The following is a 25,894-nucleotide window of genomic DNA, read 5'->3' on the forward strand; positions in this document are numbered from 1 at the left end:
CCCCTCCCGGCCGTGCGCCGCGCCTCTCCCCGCGCCGCGCTCCTTCGCCCCCTTCGCCCCGCCGGTCCCCTTGACGACGAAACTGCTGCTGGCAGCAGTTTCGTCAGCCAGCATCACCTCGATCTGGTGCTGGCTCACGTAGATGCAGCCAGCAGCAGTTTCGTGCAAGGGGCCAGGTGAAGGGTGCGGGCACACAGGGGAAGGGCGGGGCCTGGGCGCACGGACGAAGGGCGGGCCCGGGCGGGCCTGAGCGGGGGACGGGGGTCGCTGATCCACAATGGTCCGCATGCGGCGACCCACGACGAGGCACTGGATCCTCGGCCTCCTCGTCCTCGTCGTCCTTGGCGCGGGGCCGGTGGCGAAGTTCCTCGTCTTCTTCCCGCAGGACCAGTGGCAGGTCGACGTGCAGGTCTACCGCGAGGCCGGGATCTCGGTGCTGCAGGGTCGGCCGATCTACAGCCAGATGACCCAGCCGCCGCAGCTGCTGCCCTTCACCTACCCGCCGGTGGCGGCGCTCCTCGCAGTGCCGCTGGCCTTCGTCCCCTTCGAGGTGGCCGCCTGGGGCTGGACCATCGCCCAGCTGGTCGCCAACGTCGGCATCGCCTGGTTCGCCTGGTACCGGCTGCGGCACCGGGTCGGGGTGTGGGCGCCGGTGCTCGTCGGGCTGGTCGTCGGGGTCTTCCTGTGGACCCAGCCGGTCGGCGACGGGATCCGCTTCGCCCAGGTCAACGCCTTCCTCGTGCTCGCCTGCCTGCTCGACCTGCGCCGGCCGCGGCACCGGTGGCTGCAGGCGATCCCGCCGGGGGTCCTCGTCGGGCTGGCGATGGCGATCAAGCTGACGCCGGGCGTCTTCGTCATCCACTACCTGCTGTGCCGCCGCTGGCGCGAGGCCTTCACCGCGATCGGCACCGCCGTCTTCGTCTCGGTCGGCGCCTGGATGGTGCTGCCCCCGGCGTCGTTCACCTTCTGGGGCGGGGCGCTCTCCGACCCGACCCGGCTGGGACCCAACGACGGCTCGGCCAACCAGGCCTTCCGCGGGCTGCTGCTGCGTCGCGGCCTCGAGGGCACCGAGCTGACCCTGGCCTGGGCGCCGTGGCTGCTGCTCGCCGGGGCCGCGGTCTTCTGGGTGGCCCACCGGGCCTGGCGGCAGGGCGACTGGCTGGCCGAGGTGGCCGCGATCGGGCTGGCCGGCTTCCTGCTCTCGCCGGTCAGCTGGGTGCACCACCTGCACTGGATCATGGTCATCGTCCCGGCGATCCTCGGTGTCGCCGCCGGCCGCGACCTGCGCCGCGACCTCGCCGGCGCGGTGGTCATCGGCTGGTTCCTGTGCACGATGCCCTTCTGGGGGGTGCTGTGGAACCGCCAGGGCTACGACCCGGCCTGGTTCGGCGACGTGCTCATCGAGGGCAACGTCATCGGCAGCGTCGTCGTCCTGGCGCTGCTGGCCTGGGCGGTGCGTCGCACGGACCGGGAGCTGGCCGCCGCCGGGGCGTCTAGGGTGAGCGACATGGAGGCCAGCACGAGCCAGGAGCGGCAGCGACCGCCCGGCCCGCGGCGGCCCCACCGGGTGGGGGCGCCGTGACCGCCGCTGTCGTCCTGCTCGCCGTCGGCCTCGTGCTCGCCCTGCTCGGTCTGCTGGCCACCTGGCGGCGAGGGGTCGCCCTGTCCACCCGGGTGCGGGCGCTGGAACGTCGGGCCCCGGTCGGCGAGGGGGACCTGGAGCAGCTGCGCGGCGACCTCGCCCAGGCGCTGCGCCATGTCGCCGTGGTGCGCTACGACGCCTTCGGCGACATGGGCGGGCGGCTCTCCTTCAGCGCGGCGCTGGTCGACGACTCCGGCGACGGGCTGGTGATGAGCAGCATCCACGGTCGCGGCGAGTCGCGGACCTATGCGAAGGCGGTGGTCGGCGGCGACGCCGACGCCACCCTCACCCCCGAGGAGCACCAGGCGCTCGCCGCGGCGCGGACCGGGCGCACGGACGCCTGAGGGCACCCGCCACCGACCGGCCGCCGACCGCGAGTGAGCGCATCCGGTCGGGTCCCGGGGGCCCGAGGCGACCAGATGAGCTCACTCGCGCGAGACCTCGGGGCGCGCGGATAGCCTGTGCCCGACCACCGGCAAGGAGACGACGTTGACCCGCTACGCCTACCTCGGCCCCGAGGGCACCTTCACCCAGATGGCGCTGCACGCCTGGCGCCCGGCCCAGGGCCAGGAGCAGACCCCCTTCGGCTCGGTGGACGGGGCCCTGGCGGCGCTGCGGGAGCGGCAGATCGACGCCGCCGTCGTGCCGATCGAGAACTCCGTCGAAGGGGGCGTCAGCGCCACCCTCGACGCCCTGGCCAGCGGCGACCCGCTGATCGTCACCGGTGAGGTGCTCGTGCCGATCACCTTCGTCCTCGCCGCCCGGGCGGGCACCACGCTGGCCGACATCCGGGCGGTCGGCACGCACAGCCACGCCTGGGCGCAGGTCCGCGGCTGGGCGCAGCAGCACCTGCCCGACGCCGGGTACGTGCCCGCCCTGTCCACCGCGGCGGCCGCGGCGGACGTCGCCGCCGGCAGCGGCGGCTACGAGGCGGCCGTGTGCGCCCCCGTCGCCGCGCAGAACCACGGGCTGAGCGTGCTCGCCGAGGACATCGGCGACATGGCCCAGGCGGTGACCCGCTTCGTCGTCGTCTCCCGGCCGGAGTGGCTGCCCCGACCCACCGGCCGCGACAAGACGACCGTGGTGCTCTTCCAGCGCTCGGACCGGGCAGGCGGGCTCGTCGAGCTGCTCGAGCAGCTGTCCACCCGCGGCATCAACATGACCCGGCTCGACTCGCGCCCGACCCGGGAGTCGATGGGCTCCTACTGCTTCTCCATCGACCTCGAGGGGCACGTCGCCGACGAGCGGGTCGGCGAGGCGCTCATGGGGCTGCGCCGGGTGTGCGCCGAGGTCCGCTTCGTCGGCTCCTACCCGGCGGCCAACGGGCGCGAGGTGAGCATCGACCCGCTCACCTCCGACGACGCCTTCGCCGAGGCGCGGGACTGGCTGGACCGGCTGCGCGTCACCGGCGGCTGATGGGCTCGCCCAGGGCCTGGGGGAGGGTGGCGCTGGCCGCGCTCGCCCTCGCGGTGCTCTCGCTGCTGAGCAACATCACCACCACGGCCCAGCTCGAAGGGCGCGCCGACGGGCTGCTCACCGTGCGGCTCACCCTCAGCGTGCTCGCCAATGCCGGCATCGTCTGGGGCGGCCTCATGGTGCTCGCCGGCTGGCTGGTCGCCCCGCCGCTGCGGGCCGCGCTCGTCGCCGGTCCGGCCGCAGGCGTGCTCAGCCTGGCCGCGCACTACGGCCTCGGCGGCCTGACCGGGCTCATGCCGTGGGAGTCCTTCCGCGACAACGTGCCCTGGTTCGTCGTCGCGGCCGTGCTCGGGGTGCCGCTGGGCACCGTCGGGGCGCTCGCCCGACGCACCGACGTGCTCGGTCTGGTCGCCAGGATGGTCGTCCCGCTCGGCGCCATCCTCGAGCCGGTGGTCCGCGGCTGGTGGGTGCCGGACGCCGCGCTCGGCGCCCCCACGGTGCACGCCCTGCAGATCAGCACCGGCGTCCTCGTGCTCGCCGGGCTGGCCGGCCTGGTGCTGGTGGTGAGGAGGATCACAAGTAGTTGAAGGATCACTTGCATGTCGGTGGCTGCACAATCCGCTCAACACCTATGTGAGAGTTGAGGGATCCGTGGACAAGTCGTCGCAGAAACCACCAGTTGCTGTCATCGCATCGGCGGTGCTCGGTGTGGTCCTGATCCTGATCTCCGTCCTCGCCTTCAACATGGCAAGCGAGGCCGATGCACGGGCGGAGCAACGGGCGCTCGAGAACTCGACGTACGGCTACGCAGATGCTCTCGACATCGAGCTCAGTGGCCAGCCGCAGCCGAGCCTCGACGACGGTTCCTCGGAGCGCACCGTGGCGCGTACGGCGGCCATCGGCGGTGGATTGGCACTGGTTGCGTCACTGCTCCTCTTCGGGGCTTACCGAAACACGGACCGGGACGTGGCAACCGCGGAACCACTGGCAGGGGAGAGCCCGAAGGGGTCTCCCCGTGTCGATGCCGCCGTGGTTCACGATGACGTCGAGCGGTACCCGTGCCCCACGTGCGGCGAGCGGATCGCCACCACGGCGAAGCTATGTCGCTTCTGCCAGCACCCAGTGCCCACCGACACCTAGGCAGACCCCCTGCCGGACCGCCGCGCGGGTCAGTCCTCGACCGGAGGGATCGGGCTGGTGAGGTAGTGCTGGAGCGTCGGCCCGAGCATGGCGACGAGCGTCTCCGAGGGCGCCTCGACGAGCGGCCGCACGCCGATGATGTGCCGGGCGACGACGATCCCGCCGAGCTGGCTACCCATGAGCGCGGCCCGCAGCGGCGCCTGGTCGCTGCCCAGCTCCTGCGCGACCGGCAGGATGATCCGCGTGGTCAGCAGGTCGCGCACCATCTCCGCGGCCCGCTCCTCCGAGGCCGCCGCCCGCAGCAGCCCGCTCATCGTCTGCCGCCCCTCGGTGGTGTCGAGCATGGCGACGACGAAGCGGGCGATCCGCTCACCGACCCCGTCCACCCCTTCGGCCGCGATCGCCGTGAAGGTCGGCACCGGGTCGAAGGGGAGCTCCACGGCCGAGACGAAGAGGTCGCCCTTGCTGCCGAAGTAGTGGCTGATCAGCCGGGCGTCCACCCCGGCGTCCTCGGCGATCATCCGGGTGGTCGTCCCCGGGTAGCCGTGCTCGCCGAAGAGCCGCCGCGCCGAGGCGAGGATGCTCTCCCGGGTCTGCCCGCCGCCGGGGCGGGGTCCGCGGGGTCGGCCGGCCATCAGCGTGCTCCCGTCCGTGCGTGCCTGGCGGTGCGGGCCATCAGTAGTCCCCCGCCCGGTGGCTGTCGACCCAGGCGTTGACGCCGTCCCAGCGCTCGTCGAGCCAGTGCTCGATGCCGGCCGGGTCGTGCGGGATGTCCTGCCGCTGGTAGGTGCGTGCGCTGACCAGCAGCCGGGAGCGGAAGGGGATCGCCCGCCACACCTCGCGCGGCGAGGAGAAGACCTCCAGCCCGGTGTGCGCGACCACCATGACGTCGCACCGCGGCTGGGTGGTCAGGATCGTCACCACCCCCTTCGGCCTCGGCGGCAGCACGTGCCGCCAGCGCTCGGCCTCGGCGGCCCGCTCGGTCTCCCCCTTCGCCCGCAGCCGGGTGACGAGGTCCTGCTGCCGGTGGATCGTCCAGTTCCGGCCCTCGGGGAAGATGAGCATCGCGTCCCGCGGCCCGAGCGAGGCGGCCAGCTCGGCCACCCCGCGGCTGCGGTCGTCGCCGGCGCCGGAGGCCGAGGGGACGAAGTAGGAGGAGAGGCGCTCCAGCACCAGCGCGGTCCCCGGGTCCCAGAGCAGGGCGTCGGCGAGGACGATTCGCGGCACCCGACGGGCGCGCCCGGTGAGCAGCCAGGCCAGGGCCAGCGAGTCGGCCGGGCCCGCGTGCCGGGAGAGCACGACGAGCGGCTCGCCCTCGTCGCCCCAGTCCAGCTCGTGGTCGAGCTCGACGTGGAAGCCGATCAGCCGGCCGGCCGCGGTCATGGCATGGTCCAGCGCCGCGAGGATCAGCGCCTCGTGGTCCTCGACCCAGTGCTCCCGGCCGCGCACGAGGGCGCGCAGCCACAGCCACCAGCAGCCGACGACGATGCCGATGTCCTCCCACATGGCGATGAGCAGCAGCATCATCACCCGGGCCACCCGCAGCCGCCGGTCGATCGGCCACAGCAGCACCCCGAGCGGCACCACCACCAGGGCCAGCGCCGTGACCACCGCCCCGATGAAGGGGTAGCCGGCCGCGAGCAGCCAGCGCACCGGTCGCGGGGGCGGGGGGATGCTCACGGGTCGCCTCAGCGGCCGGCGAGGTAGTCGCGGGTGGCCTCCCGGCCCTGCTCGATCCGCCGGGTGATCCGGCTGCCTCGGCCGTAGCCGAGCGTCATCATCGCCGGCGACTCCTCGGCGCCGCTGGGCAGCACGTGCAGCTCGACCTCGTCCGGCACCGTGGCGATCTCCTCGACGAAGCGGTGCCGGCGAGCGATCTCGAAGGCGACCAGACCGACCTCGGACGGCTTCGTCGGCGGGGTCAGCGGCTGCTCCACCCGGCCCACCTGGAGCACGTAGATCCGGCTCGCCCCCAGGGACATCGCCCGGCCCACCGGGATCGAGTGGACCAGCCCGCCGTCGAGGTAGTGCGCACCGTCGATCTCCACCGGCGCGAAGAGACCGGGCACCGCGCAGCTGGCGGCGACCGCCGGGGCGATCGGCCCCTCGGTGAACCAGTGCGAGGCGGAGGTCTCGATGTGCGCGGCGACGCACTGGAAGGGCACCGACAGGTCCTCGATCCGGTCGACCTGCAGGTGCCGGGCGACCAGCCGCGGCAGGGTGCCGGGGGACAGGACGTGGGTGCGGCTCTTGGCCAGCCGCGCCGCCTGGCGCACGGGGGACTCCATGAGGCCGCCGCTGCGCACGACGTCGGCCCACAGCTCGGCCAGCCCGTCCATCGCCCCGGGCGTGGGGTCCTGGGCGACGAAGGCCCCGTTGATCGCGCCGATGCTCGTGCCGACGACGAGGTCCGGGACGATCCCCTCCTCGAGCAGGCCCTGCAGCATGCCGACCTGGGTGGCGCCGAGGACGCCGCCACCGCCGAGGACGAAGGCGGTGCTCACGTCGGCTCGTCCAGCCGGATGACGTCCACCCCGACGTCCAGGCTGCTGCCCTTGCCCTCGGTGAAGATGACCCCCTTCAGCGGGCTGACGTCACGGAAGTCCCGGCCCCACCCGGTGACGACGTAGCGGGAGTCGGCGAAGTGGTTGTTCGTCGGGTCGAGGTCGACCCAGCTGCCGTCCGGGACCATCGCCGAGACCCAGGCGTGCGAGGCGTCCGAGCCGGCCAGCTTCACCTGGCCGGGCGGTGGCTGGGTCTCGATGTAGCCCGAGACGTACCGGCCGGGCAGGCCGACCGCGCGCAGGCACCCGGCGGCGAGGTGGGCGAAGTCCTGGCACACCCCTTCGCGCTGGGCCAGCAGCTCCGGCAGGGTCGTCTTCACGCTGGTGGTGCCCTTGGCGTAGGTGAAGTCGCGGAAGATGTCGGCGTAGAGCGCGACCAGGCCCTGGCCGAGCGGTCGGTCCGGCGGCAGGATCCCGTTGGCGTAGGCGATGACGTCCGGGGCGATGTCGACGAGCTGGCTGGGCAGCAGGTACTGCGCCGCCTCGGCCCGGTCGATGCCCTCGCCGGCCGCGATCGCGGCGGCCGCCTGCTCCACCGTCCAGCCGTCCAGGTGGGCGACATCCGGTGCGGGCCACTCGATCTCGAGGGTGGAGACCTTGTGCACGTCGAGCACGGTGTGCGGCGTGCGGACCTGGTAGAAGCTGCTGCGGTTGCCGAAGTGGTCGACGTGCTCGGAGAGGATGTGCGGCTCCGGGGTGATCTCCACGCGGTGCTCGAGCACCTGCTGGTGGACCGTCTCGCGGGGTGCGAGCAGGGCCCGGCCGAAGGACTCGGTGACGTACTCCTCGTAGGTGTAGGTGGTGCGGTGGCGCACCTCGTAGCGGCGCCGGGTGTGGTGCTCCGGGTGCACCTCCGGCGGCGGGCCGCTGCGGTCCGGGGCGGGACGGCGCTCCGGGGTGTCGGTGCGGCCGACCGTGGGCAGGGTGTCCGCCGCGGTGCCCGGGTCGCTCGACGGATCGTTGTCGTGCAGCTCGCTGACCGGCTGCTCCTCGCTCGTGGTCTCCTCGCTCGTGGTCTCCGTGCTCGTGGTCTCCGTGATCGTCGTGTCGGCGGGGCGCTCGTGCGGCTGGCTCACCAGCCCTCACCCCCTTCGGTCCACTGCGACCAGCGCACGCTGCGCTGGGTGCCCTTGCGTACGAAGTGCTCGGCGGCGACGAGCTGGTGGGTGGTGCGCAGCTCGTCGTCGAGATCGGAGAGGGCGACCCGCAGGCGTTCGCGGTCGCCCTCGAAGAGCGCGTCCAGGTCCAGGCCGGTGATCCGACGGACGATCTGGTCGGTGCGGTGCGCGGCGACGTCGCCGCCGATGCAGGCCAGGTCCTCGGTGAGGCGGTCGACCTGGAAGCGCACCGAGCGCGGGTTGGCCGGGTCGGACAGCAGCAGCTCGACGGCGGCCTGCGCCGGGGTCAGCCGGCCGATCCCGCTGGAGAGGCGACGGCGGTAGGTGATGACCGACTCGGTGGCCACCAGCGCGGCCTCGGTGGTCGCGCCCTCGACGAGCGGGGAGCGCTCCACCGCCAGGGTGTGCCGCAGCAGCCGCACCGTCTGCTGGGCGCGCTCCATCCGCTTGCCGGCGTCGGTGAAGGCCCACGCCGGGTCACGGATGAGCGACTCGACGCCGATGCCGGCCAGCGCGAGCAGCGCCTCGATGACCTCCATGAGCAGCTCGTGCAGGTCGTCCTCGTCCGCGGCGTGCTGCAGCGAGCGCTCCAGCCGGGAGAGCACCAGCCAGGTGTCCAGCGAGAGCTGGTCGCGCACCGCCTGCGCGGCCAGCACCGCGCGATGGGCGCTGTAGGCGACCGAGCCGACGACGCGCGGGTCCAGGGTGAGCTCGCGCAGGTGCGGCAGCGGGTGCTGCAGCCGCTCGGCGGCGTCCGCCCCGGTGAAGCCGGGATGCACCGCCATCACCTCGGTCAGCGCCTGCAGCACGGCGACCATCGCGGTGTGCCCGGTCGTGCCGGGGTGGCCGGCGTGGTCGTCGACGAGGTTGTCGCCGACCCGCAGCAGCCGGGAGGCGGCCTCGGCGCGCTCGGCGTAGCGGCCCATCCAGTAGAGGTCGCTGGCGACGCGCGGGGCCGGGGCGGTGAAGCCGGCGGTGCCGCCCGGGCTCGCCGGCAGCAGGGCGACCCCGGACTCGCGGTCGCGGCGCTCCCGGGTCTCCTCGCCGGCGACCACCCAGACGTCCTTGCTCGGGGCGCCGGTCAGGCTGGTCACTGCGGAGGAGTCCGGGCTGACCGAGACCCGGCCCAGCGCGCCCGGCATGACGACGTAGTCCTCGTCGTCGGCGACGGCGAAGGTGCGCAGCACGACGTTGCGCGGGTCGAGCCCGTCCTCGGTGATCACCGGCGCGGTGGACATGGCCAGCGGGTCCTGGGCGCACCAGCGCCACGGCTCGGCCTGGATCCGCAGCGCCAGCTCGTCCCGCTCGGCGGCGTCGAGGTCCCAGCCGAAGACGCTGCGCGGCCCGGACTCCCGCGAGATCGGCTTGAGCACGAGGCTGGAGAGGTGGGTGACGATGTGGCTGAGGTGCGTCGGCTCACCGGCCCACCAGGTGTGCGGGGAGTGCAGCAGCAGGTCCTCGCCGAGGATGTGCCGGCTCAGCGCGGGCAGGTAGGGGATGAGCGCCGGGTTCTCCAGGATGCCGGAGGTCAGCGGGTTGACGATCGCGGTGCGGCCCAGCCGGGCGGACTCGACGAGGCCGGGCAGCCCGAGCCGGGAGCTGCTGTTGAGCTCGAGCTGGTCGACGTGCTCGGCGTCCACCCGGCGGACGATGACGTCGACCGGGGCCAGGCCGCTGGTGGTGCGCATCCAGATGCGGCCGTCGCGGCTGGTGAGGTCCTCGGACTCGACCAGCGGCAGCCCGAGCAGGGTGGACTGGAAGGCCTGGTCGAAGGCGGTCTCGCTGAGCGTGCCGGGGGAGAGGATGACCGCGCGCGGCGGCTCGTCGGTCTGCGGGGCGACGGCGGCGAGCGCGCGCTGCACGCTGGTGAACCAGCCGCGCAGCCGGGAGAGGTCGGTGCTGCGGTGCAGCTGCGGCATGACCCGGGCGACGATCCGTCGGTTGGCCATCGCGTAGCCGGCGCCGCTGGGGGCCTGGGCGCGGTCGGCGAAGACGCACCAGCTGCCGGACTTGTCCCGGGCCAGGTCGGTGGCCGGCAGCACGAGCTGGCGCGGGCCGCGCAGCCGGATCCCCTCGGCCTGGGGCAGCCAGCCGCCGTGGCCGTAGACGACGCCGCCGGGGATCATCCCTTCGCGGATCAGGCGCTGCTCGCCGGTGAGGTCGGTCAGCAGCGTGTCGAGCAGCACGGCGCGCTGGCGCAGGCCCTCGTCGAGGGCGGCCCAGTCGCGGCTGCCGATGACCAGCGGCACCGGGTCGAGGTCCCAGGTGCGGGCCTCGAGGGGGACGGTGCGCCCTTCGGCGCTCTCGGTCTCGTCGTCGACCGGGGTGCCGGGGCCGAAGGCGATGCCCTCGTCGTCGACGAAGCGGGCGGCCTCGGCCTTGCGGGTGCGCAGCCCGGCCATGCCGAGCTCGGTGATCCGACGGGCCACGGGCGCGCTTTCCTCGCGGACGCCGTCCACGGTGACCAGCTCGTCGACCCCCTGGTCACGGTCGAGGACCCGCTCGCGGTACTGCTCGAGCGGGTCGTCTCCGGGCACCTCGGCGGGCGCGGCACTCATGGGTCCGACCCTAGTCGGCGGCCCGGACACCAGACACATCCGTCCCGTCCCTCCGCAACTGCCCGGGCAATTCACGAAGGGGTACGCAACTGCCCGGGCAGATCACGAAGGGGTGCGCAGCTGCCCGGGCAAATCACGTGGGGAGCGCAGCTGCCCGGGCAAATCACGTGGGGAGTGCGCAACTGCCCGGGCAAATCACCTGGGGAGTGCGCAACTGCCCGGGCAATTCACGAAGGGGTACGCAACTGCCCGGGCAGATCACCTGCCGCCGGTCACACCTTGACCTCGTCGCCCGTCACCATGTGGACAGCGCGGTTCGCTGGACCACGAGCGCACCGACGGCGGACGACGAGAGGGACGACATGAGCGAGGCGGACCGGAGGACGGAGCACGAGGCGGCGCAGCGGCGAGCGGAGGAGTTCGAGGTGGAGCGAGCACGGCTCACCGGCCTCGCGACGCGGATCCTCGGTGACCCGGGTGAGGCCGAGGACGCGGTGCAGCAGGCCTGGCTGCGGCTGCACGGAACCACCACGGCGATCGACAACCTGCCGGCCTGGCTGACGACGGTGACCTCGCGCCTCTGCCTCGACCGGCTGCGGGCCCGCCACTCGGTGCCCGAGGCCGATCTCGAGCCGGCCGAGACGGCACCCGACCCGGCCGAGGACGTGGTCCTCGCGGACACCGTCGGCATCGCCCTTCAGGTCGTCCTGGACCGGCTCACCCCGAGCGAGCGGGTCGCCTTCGTCCTCCACGACAGCTTCGGCTTCGACTTCCCGACGATCGCCGCCGTGCTCGGGACCAGCCTCGCGGCCGCACGCAAGCTCGCCTCCCGGGCCCGCGCGAAGGTGACCCAGCCGGCGAGCGAGGACGCGCTCGCGGACTGGGAGGTCGTCGACGCCTTCCTCGCCGCGGCCCGTGGTGGCGACTTCACCCGTCTCGTCGGTCTGCTCGCACCGGACGCCGTCATCGTCGGCGACGAGGCGGCCGTCCTCGCCGGCACGCCGCGGCGGATCGACGGGCGTGACGAGGTAGCGACCTTCTTCGACGGGGCCGCGCAGTCGGCGTTCTCGGCGCTCGTCGACGGTCGTCCGGGTGCCGCCTGGTACCTCCGCGGCGAGGCGCAGGTCGCCTTCGACTTCACGGTCGTCGACGGCCAGGTCGCGCAGATCGCCTTCCGCGCAGCACCGGACGTGCTCGCCGACGTCGTCCGCCGCGACGGTCCGCAGACCCGGTGACATCCGGGACGAGCGAGCGGTCACACCTTCGCCCCCTGGTCCGTCACCATCACGACCCACCCATCACGAACCACCACCCAGCACGAACCACCACCGATGAAGGAGCACCCATGAAGACGATGACCTGCCGACAGCTCGGCGGCCCCTGCGACCTCGGTCACCAGGGCGAGACCGCTGACGACGTCATCAAGGCGCAGGACCAGCCCCTCAAGGACGCCGAGAAGGCGGGCGACGAGACCCACCAGCCGGCCCGCGACGAGATGAAGGGGCGGTGGCGGCACCCGAAGCGCTCCCTCGGCTGGTACCGCGACATGACGCAGGCCTTCGCCGATCTCCCGGAGGACTGACCCGCTCGCCCAGACGCTCACGTTGGTTGCAGGTGCTCACCGTGCAGGGTGAGCACCTGCAGCTGCCTAGGGGGTTGCGGGTTCAGGGGGACGGGGAAGGGCACGGCGGAGCGGGCGAAGGGTGTGGACCGCGCCGTGGCGCAACCCGGTTCGTCGCCGGCACGCACCGGTCACTAGGATGGGGCGCGGCCCGCCCAGTTCTGCTGCGGGCCCCACCGGGACCCCTCGCCCGTCACCCGCACCGCGGACCACGACGGCGAGCCGGACCGGTGTCGGGAGCGCTCACCGACGAGCCTCTCCCGCAGAGTCTTCTGCAGGCCGCGCTCGCGGCCGGTGTCGATTCGCCGATGCGCCGCGGCCCCCTGCCGCGCCGGGCAGGACGACCACCACCACAGATGTGGAGCACCACCCGCATGACCACCACCGCTGCGTCCGGCACGGACGCCACCACCTCGACCTTCGCCGCCCTCGGCGTGCCCGCCCCCTTCGCCGACGCCCTTGCGGCACAGGGGATCACGACCCCCACCCCGATCCAGGCGGCCACCCTCCCGGACGCGCTCGCCGGCAAGGACGTGCTCGGCCGCGGCCGCACCGGCTCCGGCAAGACCTACGCCTTCCTGCTGCCGCTGGTCACCCGGCTCACCGAGCAGGGCCGCAAGCCCGCCAGCCGCCGCCCGCGCGCGCTCATCCTCGCCCCGACCCGCGAGCTCGTCGCCCAGATCGAGGCCTCCTTCGCCACCCTCGCCGAGGGCACCCGGCTGACCAGCCGCACCGTCTTCGGCGGCGTCGGCCAGGGCCCGCAGGTCGACGCGATCCGCCGCGGCGTCGACGTCGTCATCGCCTGCCCCGGCCGGCTGGAGGACCTCATGGGTCAGGGGCACGTCAGCCTCGACGACATCGAGGTCACCATCCTCGACGAGGCCGACCACATGGCCGACCTCGGCTTCCTCCCTGGCGTCAAGCGCATCCTCGACAAGACCCCGCGCGGCAGCCAGCGGATGCTCTTCAGCGCCACCCTGGACGCCGGGGTCGACGTGCTCGTCAAGCGCTACCTGCACCAGCCGGTCACCCACGAGGCCGACTCGGCGCAGTCCCCGGTCTCGACGATGGACCACCACGTGCTGGCGGTCACCCCGGACAGCCACCTGAAGGTCCTCGTCGACCTCGTCGCCGCGCCCGGGCGCACCGTCGTCTTCACCCGCACCAAGCACCGCGCGAAGAAGCTCGCCAAGCAGCTGAACGCTCAGGGCGTGCCCTCGGTCGAGCTGCACGGCAACCTCAGCCAGGGCGCCCGCACCCGAACCATGGAGGCCTTCCACGGCGGCACCGCCAGCACCCTCGTGGCCACCGACATCGCCGCCCGCGGCATCCACGTCGACGACGTCGCGCTGGTCATCCACGCCGACCCGCCGGTCGAGCACAAGGCCTACCTGCACCGCTCCGGGCGCACCGCCCGCGCCGGCAGCGAGGGCACCGTGATCACCCTGATGACCCAGGACCAGCGCAGCGACGTGCGCACCCTCATGCGCAAGGCCGGGATCAAGCCGACCACCACGACGGTCGGCGCCGGCGACCCGCTGCTCAGCGAGCTGGCGCCGGGCGAGCGCAGCTACCCGGGGGCCTTCGTCCCCGAGATCCCCGCCCAGGGCGGCGGTCGTGGTGGCGCGAAGGGCGGCCAGGGCTCCGGTGGTCGTGGCGGGTCGAAGGGCGGCCAGGGCCGTTCCGGCGGCTCGGGACGCGGCCAGGGCGGTCGTGGACAGGGCGGTCGCGGCAGCGGCGGCACGAAGGGCGGCCAGGGTGGCGGCCAGCGCCGTGGCCAGGGCGGCTCCGGTCGTGGCGACTCCGGCCAGGCTGGCTCGCGCCGCGGCGGCCAGGGTCCGGGCGGCGGCTCGCGCCGATCCGGCGGTCGCTCTGGCGGATCGCGTTCGGGCGCAGGCCGGTCCGGCGCCTCCCGCGGCGGCTCCGTGGTCGCCTTCTCCTCCTCCAGCTCGGGCGGCCCGCGCCGCTGACGGGTGCACAGCAGGCGCACAGGCTGCGCTGGGTCGGGTCATGCGCAGGCTCCCTAGCGTCGGGGTCGTACCGACGAAGACCCGACCCGAGGAGCACCTGCCATGCGCCGTCGCGACACCACCCCCACCTACCAGGGTCGACCCCTGGACCGCCCCGAGGAGGACCTCGAGGACCAGGGGCTCCCCTTCGACATCACCACGCTGCTGGACCGGCGCCGGGCTCTGAAGGTCTTCGGCCTCGGCGCCGGCGCGGCTACCCTGGCGGCCTGCGGGGCGAGCGCGACCGACAGCTCCTCGAGCAGCTCGAGCACCAGCGGCTCGAGCACCGCGAGCAGCAACGCCAGCTCCAGCAGCAGCTCCGGCGACCTCACCGAGATCCCCGAGGAGACCGCCGGCCCCTACCCGGGCGACGGCAGCAACGGCGCGGACGTGCTCGAGGAGTCCGGGGTGGTCCGCCAGGACATCACCAGCAGCTTCGGCGACGCCTCCGGCACCGCCGAGGGCATCCCGATGACCCTCGAGCTGACCATCCTCGACATGCAGGCCGACGGCGCCGGCATGGAGGGCGCGGCCGTCTACGTGTGGCACTGCGACCGGGCCGGCCTCTACTCGATGTACTCCGACGAGATCGCCGAGGAGAACTACCTGCGCGGCGTGCAGATCGCCGACGCCGACGGGGAGGTGAGCTTCACGAGCATCTTCCCGGCCTGCTACTCCGGGCGCTGGCCGCACATCCACTTCGAGGTGTACCCCGACGAGGCGAGCATCACCGACAGCACCAACGCCATCGCCACCTCGCAGGTGGCGCTGCCCAAGGCCACCTGCGACACCGTGTACGCCACCGACGGCTACGAGCAGTCGGTGTCCAACCTCTCCAGCCTCACGCTGGCCACCGACGGGGTCTTCGGTGACGACGGCGGGTCCAGCCAGATGGCGGCCGTCTCCGGCGACGTCGGCAGCGGCTACACCGTGAAGCTCACCGCTCCCGTCGACACCGAGACCGAGGCCGGTGGCGGCGGCATGAGCGGCGGTGGGGGCGAGCCGCCGTCGGGCGGCGGGGAGCCCCCGTCGGGCGGTGAGCCGCCGAGCGGCGAGGCTCCGGGCGGGTCGAGCTCCAGCGCCACCTCGTCGAGCTGAGCAGGGCGAAGGGGGTCAGGGCAGCAGCCCGGCCTCCCGGGCCAGCGCGGCGGCCTCACCACGGGTCGCCGCGCCGAGCTTGGCCAGCACGTTGGAGACGTGCACGCTGACCGTCTTCCGCGAGATGAACAGCTCGTCCGCGACCTGGCCGTTGGTGCGGCCCTGGGCGACCAGCGCCAGCACCTCGCTCTCCCGCGGGGTGAGCGGGGTCGCTGCGGGGTGTGCTGCAAGAGAGTCGTCCTCCGGCTCGGTGCCCGGGTCGTCTCCGGCGTGCGCCGCGGACTCTGCCTGCTCGACGGACGCTCGCAGCGCGTCGAGCTCGGCGATCAGCGGACGGGCACCCAGCCGCTCCGCGGTGCGGCGTGCCTCATCGGCGACCGGCTCCGCCTCCGCGGCGCGTCCCGCGTGCACCAGCGCCACCGCCAGCCGTACCCGGGACCGGGCCGCCTCCGGGACGTGCGGCAGCGCGTCGAAGGCGGCGACCGACGCCTCCCACCGGCGCACGACGTCCGCCGCGTCGACGTCCTCGCCGGCTGCCGCGAGGAAGCGGTGCTGCTCGGCCTGCAGCCGCGCGCGCCAGGCCCGTGACTCGCCGCCGACGAGCTCGTCGGCGGCGTCCAGCGCGTCGGCCCGCCGCACCCAGTCCTCGACCATCGGCCGCAGCAGGTCGGGCTCGGTGAGCGCGCCCCGGGCCAGCAGGTCGGCGCCCTGGCCGGTGGCCAGCGCACCCAGCCGGACGAAGGCCTGGGTGGCCGACGGCCAGGAGGCGTCGACCACCTCCAGGCCGTAGCGCACCCAGTCGATGAGCCGGTCCACCTCGCCGGCCCGTCCGAGCAGCTCGGTCATCGCCGCGACGCAGCCGACGGCCAGCAGGGCGTCGTGCGGCCACCACGCTCGGGCTTCGTCGAGCAGGTCGAGCGGGACGTCCTCGCCGCGGTAGGCGCTCAGCTCGGCCGTGGCGGCCTCGAAGAACCCGCGGGTGGGCTGCGGCAGGTCGTCCGGGGGAGCCAGCAGCTGCTCGGCCTCGTCCCACCGCCCGAGCTCCATCGCGGTGCGTCCGCCGTGCAGCCGGACCTCCATGCCGTACGGGCCGTAGGGCCGGTGCAGGGCGTCGGCGGTGCGCACCCCGTCGAGAAGCTGCTCGTAGGCGGCGACGAGGCGTCCGGCGCCCCGGTCGATCAGACCTAGGCGCAGCCGCGCCCGCAGCCGACCGGTCAGCGGCAGGGCGGGGTCCTCCAGCGCCTCGGTGAGACCGGCGTAGGACCGCTCGGGCTCGCGCCAGGAGAGGATCCGGGCCCGGTCGACGACGACCTCCGCCCGGGTCTCGGGCCGCCCGAGCCGCTCGGCGAGCGCGATGATCTCGTCGGCCACCTGGTAGGCCGCGTCGTGCTCCTTGAGCGAGGCCAGGGTCTGCAGCCGAGCATGCATCACCTGCAGCGCGTCGTCGTCCTCGCGTCCGGCGACCAGGCGGACCGCCTCCTGCGACAACGGACCAGGGTCCTCCGGGAGGTCGAGGATGGTCAGCCACACCGCCATCTCGGAGAGCACCAGGGCCCGCTCCACCGGGTGCTGCTGCGGGTCCAGCTCGGCGAGCACCTCCTCCAGCAGGTCACGAGAGCGCTGCTGGTCGCCGGCGAGCTCGGCGGCGTGCGCGGCGGCCAGGGCCACGCGACCGCGACGGCCGGGGTCGTCCTCGATCCAGCCGAGGGCGTCCTCGTAGAGCTGCAGCGCCTCCCGGGTCCCGCCGACGGCCTCCGCCGCCTGCGCCGCGGCCACCGCGGCATCGGCCGCAGTGGTCAGGTCACCGACCGCGGCGGCGTGCCGGGCGATGTCGGCCGAGACTCCCGGGCGGCCGTCGAGGGCGGTCAGCCACGCCCGGTGCAGCCGCCGGCGTGCGCCCGGCAGCAGGTCGTCGGAGACCGTCTCGCCGAGCAGCGCGTGCCGGAAGCCGTAGCTCTCCCGGGTGTCCGGCACGAGGATGTGCTGCTCGATCGCCTGGTCGAGCGCTGCGTCGAGCGCGTCGTCGTCGAGCCCGGTGACCTGGGCCAGCAGGTCGTGCTGCACCGCTCGTCCGGCCACCGCAGCGGCCCGGATCACCTGGCGGGCCGGGTCGTCGAGACGCTCCAGCCGGCGGCGCAGCAGCCGGGAGAGGTCGCCGCCGTCACCGCCGCCGAGGACCAGCTGCTCGGCGAAGAAGGGGTTGCCGTCGGCGCGCTCCACGACCTGCTGGCGCGCCCCCGCGTCTGGGGTGCCGGCCAGGTCACGGATCAGCGCGTGCATCGGCTCCGCGGCCAGCGGCCGCAGGTCGAGGGTGGCCACCAGCGGTAGCCGGTGCCACTCGGCCAACGCGTCCTGCGCCGGGTGGCGCCGGTGCAGGTCGTCGCTGCGGCAGGTCACCACGACGGTCACCGGGGTGCGGAAGCCGCGGGTGAGCAGCAGCGTCAGCAGCTCGCGCGAGCTGGAGTCCGCCCAGTGGATGTCCTCGACGACGACGAGCAGCGGCCGTTCCTCGCCGACGGTGGTGAGCAGGGCGTGCACCGCTCGGGCCACCTGTCCCGGGTCGGCGGCGTCGACCCCCTTCGCCCGTCCGCTGCGCAGCGCGTCCAGGTCTGGGTGGGAGGCGGCCGCGTCGGCCACCGCCTCGGGTGCCTCGTGCTCGAGCTGTTCGACGATCTCGACGACCGGAGACCACGGCTGGGCGGCTCCGGAGAGGGCGATGCAGTGACCGCTGACCACGCGATGGCCCGCCGAGGCGGCCTCGTGGGCCACCTCGGCGACGAGCCGGGACTTGCCGATCCCGGCATCGCCGTTGACGAGCACCCTGCCCGGCGCTGGCCGTCGGCAAGCCCGCAGGCATCCCGGAGCCGCTCGAGCTCGTCGGCCCGACCGGCCAGGGGGTGGGTGCGCGGGGCCAGCGGCATGCTCTGATCCTGGCACCCGGCTCCAGCGTCCGTGGGGGAACCGGGGCGGCTCACCCGCCGTGGGCGGCGGCGCGGCGGGTGCCGAGGCTGTGGGCCTGGGCGCTGCTCCCGGAGGTCGTGGCCGAGGCGGTCCCGTCGGTGAAGGGGCGACGCAGCCAGCGGGCGATCCGGTGCTCCCGGGGCCGCGGGGCGCGGATGACACGGTCCCGCGCGGTGCGGTAGGCGATGGCGGTGGGGTCGGTCATGAGGTTCATCGTGGGCTCCTGGGTCGGTGCTGCTGATGACCTCCACGGTGCGCGTCTGAGGTACCCCACCGGATCGGGCAGATGCCCTACCTGGTGCCTCAGATCCGGTGCCCTACGTAGCGCCTCAGCACCGCCGGAACCCACAGACGCTGCGGTTGTTGCCAGACGCTGCGCTTGCAGGCTGAGCGGCTGCAGCTGCCTAGGCAGTTGCGGTGGTGAGAGGGGGGTGAGGGGGGAGGGAGGAGGGGTCAGCCGAAGACGGCGACCGTCTGCCGGCTGATCGCCACCAGCGTGCCGTCCGGGTGCCACACGTGGGCGTGGGTGCGGGCGTAGCCGTCGGCGCTGTGGTCGGTCGTCACCCGGTAGGCCCACCACGTGTCCGGGGCGGGGGCGAGCGCCGAGAGGTCCTCGATGAGCTCCAGCGTCCAGGTGAGGGTGCTCGACGGGCGCGGCTCGGTGAGCATCTGCAGCACCGTCGGCGGCCAGGCGTCAACTAGCGCCGTCATCTCGGCCTCGCCGAAGGTGGGCGGCGCCTCCCGGAAGCGCATCCAGCCGGAGAGGTCCGCGGTCGCCGACCCGCTGAAGGGCCACCCACCCTCGGTGACCCGCAGGTCGACGTGCGCGAAGAAGTCCGGGGTCATCCCGGGGACGTGCGGCATCGCCTCGACGCTCTCCGGGGCGGGCAGCTGCGGCAGGGAGTCCCGCACGGGCACCACGAGCGCGGACTCGCGCGGGGCGCCGTAGCTGGCCAGCGCCACCGCTGCGGCCTGCCCCTCCTGGCGCAGCACGGCCTGCACCTGGGTGGCCCGCGACCCGGCGCGCAGCACCGTGGTCTCGACGTCGGCGTCACCGGGGGTGACCGGCGCCACGAAGCTCACCGTGACCGAGCGCAGCGGCGCGTCGGCGACCGGCTTCCGCGCCGCGGCGACGAGCATCCCGGCGACCAGCCCGCCGTAGGTGGCCCGGCCCTGCCCCCACCCGTCCTCGACGTGGACCGTGCCGGTCGCGGCGGCGTGCAGCATCTCGTGAAGGGGCATGTCGTGGATCCTTCCACGGTCGACGGGCGCACCCGCTTCCGCCCCGGGCCGGGGGAGTGGTTTGCTGCTCCCCGTGAGCATGCCGCCGCCGTCTCAGCCGCCGCACGGACCCGTGGGAGGAGGCGCCCCGCCGCCACCGCCGGGCCCGGGGGGCCCGGACCCGGCGGTCCGGTCGCGCCGCGCCCCTTCGACGAGGCCGAGGCGCTGCGGTACGGGTTCTCCCCCTTCGTCAAGAACCTCGTGCCCTTCCTCGTGGTGACCCTCGTCATCATGGTGGTCGCCGGCGGGCTGTCGCTGGTCGGGGCCGTCCTGGACGGCGGCTTCGACGAGCTGACCTCGACGACCGCGGTGGAGGAGCCGTCCTTCACCGCGGCGTTGTAGATCTCCTGGGTCTCCAGCATCTTCAACCTGCTCGGCGCCGTCGTCGCGTCGGTGCTCAACCTCGGGCTGCTGCGGATGGCCTTCGACGTCGTCGACGGCCGGGGCGCCTCGATGTCGACGATGTTCCGCGGTTATGACGTGCTCATCGGTGTCGCGGTAGCGGTGGTCGTCGGCCTGATGACCAGCGTCGGCCTGCTGCTGTGCATCGTCCCCGGTGTCGTCGTCGCCGTGCTGATGATCTTCTCCAGCTCGCAGGTGGTCGCCGGTGGCGCCGGCTTCGGCGAGGCGATCTCCGGCAGCGCCCGGATGGTCACCGACAACCTCGGGCCGGTGATCGTCTGGCTGCTGCTGGTCCTCGTACTGAGCATCGTCGTCGTCTGCTGCACCCTCGGTGTCGGCGCGGTCGTCGTCGGCCCGGTCGTCTCGCTGAGCACCGCCTACGCCTACCGCACGCTGCGCGGCGAGCCGGTGGCCCGGCCCGCCTGATGCCCGCCGAGACGTCCCCGGGCGCACCAGCGGACGAGCCGGAGCAGCGGGCCGCCCGCGCCCTGGCCGAGCTCGAGGTGCCGCACACCATCACCCGGCACGGCCGGGTCGGCTCGCTGGAGGAGGCGGCCGCCGCCCGCGGGGTGCGCCCGGCGGACATCGTCAAGACGCTGGTGGTCCGCCGCGGCGAGGACGACCACCTCTTCGTGCTCGTGCCCGGCGACCGGCAGATCGACTGGCCCTCGCTGCGCGCCCTGCTCGGGGTGAGCCGGCTGTCCATGCCGGACGCGGCCACCGCCTACGCGGTGACCGGCTACGAGCGGGGGACGATCACCCCCTTCGGCGCCACCACCGCCTGGCCGGTGATCGCCGACGCCTCGCTGCGCGAGCCCGCCGACCGGCAGATCTCGATCGGTGCCGGCGGCCACGGGGTGGCCGCCACCGTGCCCGTCGCGGCGGCCCTGGACGCGCTGGACGCACAGGTCGCCGAGGTCACCCGGCCGCTGTGACGCCGACCCGCCCGCCCCTCACAGCCCACGGTCAGGCTCGGCGGCTACCGTGGTGCGCTCCTGACCACCCCTGCACGCCACCTCAGGAGAGTGCCCACCCCGATGGACACCGCGTCCACCACGCCCGGGTCGCCCGACGACCCGGGCGACAGTCGTCCCCCGACCGACCGTCACCGTCCCGGCACCGGCCGCCCCGACCCCGGCCGCCCGGAGACCGACCGACCCGCGGTGAGCGCCCGATGACCGGCGCGATCCTCGGCCTGCTGCTCGGCGTCGTCCTCATCCTCGCGATCATCGCCGCGAACGGGTACTTCGTCGCCCAGGAGTTCGCCTACATGTCGGTGGACCGGGCACGCCTGGCCGCCAAGGCGCAGGCCGGTGACGCGGCCGCGCAGCGGGCGCTGGACGTCACCCGCCGCACCTCCTTCATGCTCTCCGGCGCCCAGCTCGGGATCACCGTGACCGGCCTGCTCATCGGCTACGTCGCCGAGCCGCTCATCGGCGAGGGCCTGGGCACCCTGCTGGACGGCGCCGGCGTCCCGGCCGCGGTGAGCATCAGCATCGGCACCGTGACGGCGCTGCTGCTGGCCACCGTCGTGCAGATGATCTTCGGCGAGCTCTACCCGAAGAACCTGGCCATCGCGAACCCCGAGCCCCTCGCCCGCCGCCTGGCCCGCTCCACCACCGCCTACCTCACCGTCTTCGGCTGGCTCATCGTCTTCTTCGACAAGGCCGCCAACGGGCTGCTGCGGCTGGTGCGGATCGAGCCGGTGCACGACGTCGACTCCACGGCCACCGCCGAGGACCTGGAGCGGATCGTCGCCGACTCCCGGGAGAGCGGCGACCTGCCGGACGACCTGTCGGTGCTCATCGACCGGATCCTCGACTTCCCCGAGCGGGACGTCGAGCACGCGATGATCCCGCGCTCGCAGGTGGGCGCGGTGCGCACCAGCACCACGCTGGCCGAGCTGCGCGAGCACATGGCCAGCGAGCACACCCGCTACCCGGTCGTCTCCGACGCGGACGAGCCGGTCGGTGTCGTGCACCTCATGGACCTGCTGCGCACCGACCTGCCCGCCGAGGCCGTGGTCGAGCAGCTGATGCGCGAGCCGGTCGTCGTGCCCACCCTCATGCCGCTGCCGACCGCGCTGCAGGAGCTGACCACCTCGCGGCGCGAGCTCGCCTGCGTGGTCGACGAGTACGGCGGCTTCGCCGGGGTGCTGACGATGGAGGACCTCGCCGAAGAGGTCATCGGCGAGATCACCGACGAGCACGACGAGCCGGAGCCGACCGTGCAGAGCGAAGGGGAGAGCACCTGGCAGGTGCCGGGCTCCCTGCCGGTCGACGAGGGTGAGCGGATGATCGGCCACGCCCTGCCCGAGGGCGACTACGAGACCCTGGCCGGTCTGGTCATCGCCAGCCACGGCGAGCTGCCCGAGGTCGGGGAGAGCGTGACCGTCGAGCTGCCGATCGACCCGCGGGACTTCTCCCTGGACGAGCCGGTGCGCCGCACCCTGACCGTCGAGGTCCTCGAGGTCGCCCGGCACGTGCCGGAGCGGCTGCGGGTGCACCTGGAGGAGGTCGTCGGCGAGTCCGTCGCGGACGATCGTGACGGCGAGCGCGATGCCCCCGACGAGACCGAGCCAACCGATCCGCCCGACGAGACCGAGCCAACCGATCCGCCCGACGAGACCGAGGAGCCCGACGAGGCAGTGCAGCCCGAGCAGACCGAGGAGGAGACCCGATGAGCGCCCCTGTCGTCATCCTCGTGACCGTGCTGCTCATCGTGCTCAGCGCGTTCTTCGTCATCATCGAGTTCGCGCTGCTCGGCGCCCGCCGGCACCGGCTGGAGGCCGAGGCCGAGACCAGCCGCGCCGCCCGCGCCGCGCTGCACGGGGTGAACGAGCTGACCGTCATGCTCGCCGGGGCCCAGCTCGGGATCACCGCGTGCACCTTCGCCCTCGGTGCGGTGACCAAGCCGGCCGTGGACCACTGGCTCGGCCCGGTGCTCACCGACTGGGGCATCCCTGGCGGCATCGCCTCGACCGCCTCCTTCCTGCTGTCGCTGCTGCTGGTCACCTTCCTGCACCTCGTCGTCGGCGAGATGGCCCCGAAGTCGTGGGCGATCGCCCGCCCCGAGACCGCGGCGAAGCTCGTCGCGCTGCCGGCCCGGGCCTTCATCTGGTGCGTGCGTCCGCTGCTCTCCTTCGTCAACCGGATGGCCAACCGGCTGGTCTCGGCCAGCGGGGTCACCCCGGTGGACCGGGCGGCCGTCGGCGGCCAGGACGTCGACACCATCCGTCACCTCGTCGAGCACTCCGCGTCGGCCGGCGCCCTGGAGGAAGGGGTCGGCTCGCCGATCGCCGGGGTTCTCGAGCTCGAGCAGATGACCATCGGCGATCTCGTCGGCGACAACGACGAGCTGACCGCGGTGTCGCAGGACGCCGTCGTCCGGGACGTGCAGGCAGCCGCTGCGCGCACCGGGCACATGCGCATCCTCGTCAGCGGTGGTGAGCGGCTGCAGGTGGTGCACGTGCGGGACACGCTGCTGCAGGACGACGAGGCCGGCCTGGCCGAGGTGGTGCGGCCGGCGATGATCATGGAGTCCAGCACCCCGGTCTACGAGGCGCTCGCGCGCAGCCGCGAGGCCAGCGAGCAGCTCGTCGTGGTCTGCCACGACGGGGTCCCGGCCGGCGTGGTGACGATCGCCGACATGATGCGGCGGGTGCTGCCGCTGGGCATGGGCGCCGAGGCCGAGCCGGCCGGCTGAGCCCGACGACGTGGGACTGCCGGAGGCAGCGCCTCCCGAGTGGTGGCGTTGTCAGGGGAAGGGCGTAGCGTCGGACCTGTCCGAAGCTCACCCCTCGTAGCCCGGCGCGGTTCCGTCGGACCGCGTCGCACGGAGGACACCATGACCGCCGTCTCCCCACGCCCTGCCACCGCCACCCTGCTGGACCGCTTCCGTGAGGTGCGCGCCCGTACCGACCGGCTCACCCGGGACCTCAGCCCGGAGGACCAGACCCCGCAGTCGATGACCGAGGCGAGCCCGGCGAAGTGGCACCGGGCGCACACCACGTGGTTCTTCGAGGAGTTCGTCCTCGCCGCCGATCCCGGCTACCGGCCGCGGGACCCCGCCTTCCGCTTCCTCTTCAACAGCTACTACGAGGCGGTCGGCGAGCGGCACCCGCGGCACGCCCGCGGCCAGGTGACCCGGCCCGGGGTCGCCGAGGTGGCCGCCTACCGCGAGGACGTCGAGACCCAGGTCGCCGACCGGCTCGCCGCCGGCACCCTCGACGAGGACGCGCTGGCCCTCGTCGAGCTCGGCTGCCACCACGAGGAGCAGCACCAGGAGCTGCTGCTCATGGACCTCAAGCACCTGCTCTCCGGCAACGTCGTCCAGCCGGTCTACGTCGAGCGTGCGTCCGACCTCGACCCGGACGCTGCTCCAGTGCCGCTGCGCTGGACGCACCTGCCCGGCGGGCTCACCGAGATCGGGGACGCCGGCGCCGGCTTCGCCTACGACAACGAGCGCCCCCGGCACCGCACCTGGCTCGAGGACGTCGACGTCGCCGCCCGCCAGGTGACCAACGCGGAGTGGCTGGAGTTCGTCGCCGACGGCGGCTACCGGCGGCCCGAGCTGTGGCTGAGCGACGGGTGGGCCGCGGTGCAGCAGCACGGGTGGAGCGCCCCGGCCTACTGGCGGCACGACGAGGACGACGGGTGGACCACCTTCACCCTGTCCGGTCGGCGTCCGCTGGTCGCGGCCGAGCCGGTCTGCCACGTCTCCTTCCTCGAGGCGGACGCCTTCGCCCGCTGGGCCGGGCACCGGCTGCCGACCGAGCAGGAGTGGGAGGCGCACGCCAGCAGCGGCCACGAGGTGCACGGGGGGCTGCTCGACCCGGAGCGCTGCCACCCAGGCGTGGCGGGCGAGGTCACCCTCGGCGAGGTGTGGGAGTGGACGGCCAGCGCCTACCTGCCCTACCCGGGCTTCGAGATCGCCGAAGGTGCGGTCGGGGAGTACAACGGCAAGTTCATGAACGACCAGCACGTGCTGCGCGGCGCCGCGGCGATCACCCCGGCCAGCCACGCGCGGGTCACCTACCGCAACTTCTTCCCGGCCGCCTCGCGCTGGGCCTTCTCCGGGCTGCGGCTCGCCCGGTGAGCCGGGCCGAGCTGGAGGCGGACCTGCGTGAGGGGCTGTGGCGGGACCCGCCGCGGCTGCCGCCGCGCTGGTTCTACGACGAGCGCGGCAGCCGCCTCTTCGACGACATCACCCGGCTGCCGGAGTACTACCCCACCCGGGCCGAGGCGGAGATCCTGGCCGCCCGCAGCCCGGAGATCGTCCGGGTCAGCGGTGCCACGAGCGTGCACGAGCTGGGCGCGGGGATGTCCACCAAGACCCGGGTGCTGCTCGACGCCCTGACATCCGCGGCGGGCACGGGGGCCGATGATGGTGCGGGGTCCGACGGCGAGGGGCTGCTCTTCGCGCCGCTGGACATCAGCCGCGAGGTGCTGCTGGAGTCGGCCGAGGAGCTGCGCCGGGAGTACCCGATGCTGACCGTGGAGCCGGCGGTGTCCGACTTCCACGACCTGCCGCCGCTCGCCGGCGAGCCCGGTCGGCGGTTGCTGCTCTTCCTCGGCGGGACGATCGGCAACTTCGAGGAGGCGGAGCGTGCCGCGTTCCTCGATCGGGTCCGATCCGCGCTGAGCCCCGGAGACCATCTGCTGCTGGGCGCCGACCTCGTCAAGGATCCCGCCCGCCTCGTGGCGGCCTACGACGACGCGGCCGGGGTGACCGCCGACTTCGACCTCAACCTCATCGACGTCGTGCGGCGCACGACAGCGGCCGAGGGGCTGCGCCGCGAGGACTTCGCGCACCAGGCGGTCTGGGATGAGGATGCCTCACGGGTCGAGATGCGGCTGGTCGCGCGGCGAGACGTCGCGGCGACCTTCCCCGGGCTGGGTCGCACCTGGCGCCTGGCACAGGGTGACCACCTGCGCACCGAGATCTCGCGCAAGTTCCGTCTCGACGAGCTTCGCGACGCGCTGGCGCAGCACGCCTTCGACCCGGTGGAGTCGTGGACCGACGAGGCCGAGGACTTCTCGCTCACGCTGGCCCGGGCTGCGGTCGACGCGACCGCGTGAGCCC

General features: G+C 73.8%; 24 protein-coding genes. 16 read left to right on the forward strand and 8 right to left on the reverse strand.

All coding sequences use genetic code 11. From position 1 onward, the window contains the following. Positions 1-286 precede the first annotated feature (286 nt). From BJY28_RS06335 to BJY28_RS06355, 5 genes are all read left to right on the forward strand, one after another. Positions 287-1,582, forward strand: a complete 1,296-nt coding sequence (locus tag BJY28_RS06335; RefSeq protein ID WP_246313358.1) for a glycosyltransferase 87 family protein — start codon at positions 287-289, stop codon at positions 1,580-1,582. Next, on the forward strand, positions 1,579-1,986 hold the full coding sequence (locus tag BJY28_RS06340) for a DUF4446 family protein (protein WP_179462254.1): 408 nt from the start codon (positions 1,579-1,581) through the stop codon (positions 1,984-1,986). The genes BJY28_RS06335 and BJY28_RS06340 overlap by 4 nt, the downstream gene beginning before the upstream one ends. Positions 1,987-2,131: 145 nt before the next feature. Continuing rightward, positions 2,132-3,058 (forward strand): prephenate dehydratase, encoded by a 927-nt coding sequence (gene pheA / locus BJY28_RS06345; protein WP_179462255.1) that lies wholly within the window; start codon positions 2,132-2,134, stop codon positions 3,056-3,058. Continuing rightward, a complete protein-coding gene (locus BJY28_RS06350) occupies positions 3,058-3,645 on the forward strand; it encodes a hypothetical protein (RefSeq protein ID WP_179462256.1) in 588 nt (195 codons plus the stop codon). The genes pheA and BJY28_RS06350 overlap by 1 nt, the downstream gene beginning before the upstream one ends. A gap of 64 nt (positions 3,646-3,709) precedes the next feature. Further along, positions 3,710-4,198 (forward strand): hypothetical protein, encoded by a 489-nt coding sequence (locus tag BJY28_RS06355; protein WP_179462257.1) that lies wholly within the window; start codon positions 3,710-3,712, stop codon positions 4,196-4,198. A gap of 29 nt (positions 4,199-4,227) precedes the next feature. Here the strand turns inward: BJY28_RS06355 and BJY28_RS06360 are convergent, their stop codons facing one another. From BJY28_RS06360 to BJY28_RS06380, 5 genes are read right to left on the reverse strand one after another with little or no spacing between them, the layout of a single operon-like run. Further along, positions 4,228-4,833, reverse strand: a complete 606-nt coding sequence (locus BJY28_RS06360; protein ID WP_179462258.1) for a TetR/AcrR family transcriptional regulator — start codon at positions 4,831-4,833, stop codon at positions 4,228-4,230. A 40-nt stretch (positions 4,834-4,873) separates the two neighbouring features. After that, positions 4,874-5,878 (reverse strand): 1-acyl-sn-glycerol-3-phosphate acyltransferase, encoded by a 1,005-nt coding sequence (locus BJY28_RS06365; RefSeq protein WP_179462259.1) that lies wholly within the window; start codon positions 5,876-5,878, stop codon positions 4,874-4,876. Between the two features lie 8 nt (positions 5,879-5,886). After that, on the reverse strand, positions 5,887-6,702 hold the full coding sequence (locus tag BJY28_RS06370) for a patatin-like phospholipase family protein (protein ID WP_179462260.1): 816 nt from the start codon (positions 6,700-6,702) through the stop codon (positions 5,887-5,889). Then, on the reverse strand, positions 6,699-7,838 hold the full coding sequence (locus BJY28_RS06375; RefSeq protein WP_343036992.1) for a transglutaminase family protein: 1,140 nt from the start codon (positions 7,836-7,838) through the stop codon (positions 6,699-6,701). Before BJY28_RS06375 ends, BJY28_RS06370 begins: the two co-directional genes overlap by 4 nt. Beyond that, positions 7,835-10,438 carry a circularly permuted type 2 ATP-grasp protein gene (locus BJY28_RS06380; RefSeq protein WP_179462261.1) on the reverse strand — a complete coding sequence of 868 codons (2,604 nt, stop codon included), beginning with the start codon at positions 10,436-10,438 and terminating at the stop codon, positions 7,835-7,837. Before BJY28_RS06380 ends, BJY28_RS06375 begins: the two co-directional genes overlap by 4 nt. Positions 10,439-10,800: 362 nt before the next feature. On the opposite strand from BJY28_RS06380, the gene BJY28_RS06385 reads away from it, so the two are divergent. The 4 genes from BJY28_RS06385 to BJY28_RS06400 all read left to right on the forward strand — a co-directional run bounded on the left by BJY28_RS06385 (position 10,801) and on the right by BJY28_RS06400 (position 15,166). Further along, positions 10,801-11,673 carry a sigma-70 family RNA polymerase sigma factor gene (locus BJY28_RS06385; RefSeq protein ID WP_179462262.1) on the forward strand — a complete coding sequence of 291 codons (873 nt, stop codon included), beginning with the start codon at positions 10,801-10,803 and terminating at the stop codon, positions 11,671-11,673. Between the two features lie 110 nt (positions 11,674-11,783). Then, the gene (locus BJY28_RS06390) at positions 11,784-12,020 is read left to right on the forward strand and encodes a hypothetical protein (RefSeq protein ID WP_179462263.1); all 237 of its coding nucleotides are present in this window, start codon (positions 11,784-11,786) and stop codon (positions 12,018-12,020) included. Positions 12,021-12,433: 413 nt separating this feature from the next. Next, positions 12,434-14,029, forward strand: a complete 1,596-nt coding sequence (locus BJY28_RS06395; protein WP_218875224.1) for a DEAD/DEAH box helicase — start codon at positions 12,434-12,436, stop codon at positions 14,027-14,029. Between the two features lie 102 nt (positions 14,030-14,131). Continuing rightward, on the forward strand, positions 14,132-15,166 hold the full coding sequence (locus tag BJY28_RS06400) for an intradiol ring-cleavage dioxygenase (protein ID WP_179462265.1): 1,035 nt from the start codon (positions 14,132-14,134) through the stop codon (positions 15,164-15,166). A gap of 15 nt (positions 15,167-15,181) precedes the next feature. On the opposite strand, the gene BJY28_RS16590 is transcribed toward BJY28_RS06400, so the two are convergent. The 3 genes from BJY28_RS16590 to BJY28_RS06415 form a co-directional block, all read right to left on the reverse strand. Further along, positions 15,182-18,103, reverse strand: coding sequence for a helix-turn-helix transcriptional regulator (locus BJY28_RS16590; RefSeq protein WP_343036993.1), 2,922 nt, complete (start codon positions 18,101-18,103; stop codon positions 15,182-15,184). Between the two features lie 34 nt (positions 18,104-18,137). Beyond that, positions 18,138-18,332, reverse strand: coding sequence for a hypothetical protein (locus tag BJY28_RS06410; protein ID WP_179462267.1), 195 nt, complete (start codon positions 18,330-18,332; stop codon positions 18,138-18,140). Between the two features lie 248 nt (positions 18,333-18,580). Beyond that, the gene (locus BJY28_RS06415) at positions 18,581-19,369 is read right to left on the reverse strand and encodes a thioesterase family protein (protein ID WP_179462268.1); all 789 of its coding nucleotides are present in this window, start codon (positions 19,367-19,369) and stop codon (positions 18,581-18,583) included. Between the two features lie 3 nt (positions 19,370-19,372). On the opposite strand from BJY28_RS06415, the gene BJY28_RS06420 reads away from it, so the two are divergent. The 7 genes from BJY28_RS06420 (at position 19,373) to egtD (ending at position 25,890) form a co-directional block, all read left to right on the forward strand. After that, complete coding sequence (locus BJY28_RS06420) at positions 19,373-19,750, forward strand: hypothetical protein (RefSeq protein WP_179462269.1); 378 nt, start codon at positions 19,373-19,375, stop codon at positions 19,748-19,750. A gap of 51 nt (positions 19,751-19,801) precedes the next feature. Then, positions 19,802-20,236, forward strand: coding sequence for a hypothetical protein (locus BJY28_RS06425; RefSeq protein WP_179462270.1), 435 nt, complete (start codon positions 19,802-19,804; stop codon positions 20,234-20,236). Continuing rightward, positions 20,236-20,745: an aminoacyl-tRNA deacylase gene (locus BJY28_RS06430; RefSeq protein WP_179462271.1), complete on the forward strand. Its 510-nt coding sequence runs from the start codon at positions 20,236-20,238 to the stop codon at positions 20,743-20,745. The genes BJY28_RS06425 and BJY28_RS06430 overlap by 1 nt, the downstream gene beginning before the upstream one ends. A 239-nt stretch (positions 20,746-20,984) precedes the next feature. Then, positions 20,985-22,493, forward strand: a complete 1,509-nt coding sequence (locus tag BJY28_RS06435; protein WP_179462272.1) for a hemolysin family protein — start codon at positions 20,985-20,987, stop codon at positions 22,491-22,493. Next, positions 22,490-23,515: a CNNM domain-containing protein gene (locus tag BJY28_RS06440; RefSeq protein ID WP_179462273.1), complete on the forward strand. Its 1,026-nt coding sequence runs from the start codon at positions 22,490-22,492 to the stop codon at positions 23,513-23,515. The genes BJY28_RS06435 and BJY28_RS06440 overlap by 4 nt, the downstream gene beginning before the upstream one ends. Before the next feature lie 141 nt (positions 23,516-23,656). Beyond that, positions 23,657-24,907: an ergothioneine biosynthesis protein EgtB gene (gene egtB / locus BJY28_RS06445; RefSeq protein ID WP_179462274.1), complete on the forward strand. Its 1,251-nt coding sequence runs from the start codon at positions 23,657-23,659 to the stop codon at positions 24,905-24,907. Continuing rightward, positions 24,904-25,890, forward strand: a complete 987-nt coding sequence (gene egtD, locus BJY28_RS06450; protein WP_179462275.1) for an L-histidine N(alpha)-methyltransferase — start codon at positions 24,904-24,906, stop codon at positions 25,888-25,890. Before egtB ends, egtD begins: the two co-directional genes overlap by 4 nt. The last annotated feature ends 4 nt before the right edge of the window (positions 25,891-25,894 follow it).

Origin of the sequence: Janibacter alkaliphilus, from assembly GCF_013408565.1 — a bacterium.
Classification (GTDB): Bacteria; Actinomycetota; Actinomycetes; order Actinomycetales; family Dermatophilaceae; genus Janibacter; species Janibacter alkaliphilus.

Coding starts and splice junctions, on each gene's coding strand:
- BJY28_RS06335 (WP_246313358.1), top strand. CDS start 287: ATGCGGCGACCCACGACGAGGCACTGGATCCTCGGCCTCCTCGTCCTC.
- BJY28_RS06350 (WP_179462256.1), top strand. CDS start 3,058: ATGGGCTCGCCCAGGGCCTGGGGGAGGGTGGCGCTGGCCGCGCTCGCC.
- BJY28_RS06360 (WP_179462258.1), bottom strand. CDS start 4,833: ATGGCCGGCCGACCCCGCGGACCCCGCCCCGGCGGCGGGCAGACCCGG.
- BJY28_RS06380 (WP_179462261.1), bottom strand. CDS start 10,438: ATGAGTGCCGCGCCCGCCGAGGTGCCCGGAGACGACCCGCTCGAGCAG.
- BJY28_RS06385 (WP_179462262.1), top strand. CDS start 10,801: ATGAGCGAGGCGGACCGGAGGACGGAGCACGAGGCGGCGCAGCGGCGA.
- BJY28_RS06390 (WP_179462263.1), top strand. CDS start 11,784: ATGAAGACGATGACCTGCCGACAGCTCGGCGGCCCCTGCGACCTCGGT.
- BJY28_RS06395 (WP_218875224.1), top strand. CDS start 12,434: ATGACCACCACCGCTGCGTCCGGCACGGACGCCACCACCTCGACCTTC.
- BJY28_RS06400 (WP_179462265.1), top strand. CDS start 14,132: ATGCGCCGTCGCGACACCACCCCCACCTACCAGGGTCGACCCCTGGAC.
- BJY28_RS06410 (WP_179462267.1), bottom strand. CDS start 18,332: ATGACCGACCCCACCGCCATCGCCTACCGCACCGCGCGGGACCGTGTC.
- BJY28_RS06415 (WP_179462268.1), bottom strand. CDS start 19,369: ATGCCCCTTCACGAGATGCTGCACGCCGCCGCGACCGGCACGGTCCAC.
- BJY28_RS06430 (WP_179462271.1), top strand. CDS start 20,236: ATGCCCGCCGAGACGTCCCCGGGCGCACCAGCGGACGAGCCGGAGCAG.
- BJY28_RS06435 (WP_179462272.1), top strand. CDS start 20,985: ATGACCGGCGCGATCCTCGGCCTGCTGCTCGGCGTCGTCCTCATCCTC.
- BJY28_RS06440 (WP_179462273.1), top strand. CDS start 22,490: ATGAGCGCCCCTGTCGTCATCCTCGTGACCGTGCTGCTCATCGTGCTC.
- egtB (WP_179462274.1), top strand. CDS start 23,657: ATGACCGCCGTCTCCCCACGCCCTGCCACCGCCACCCTGCTGGACCGC.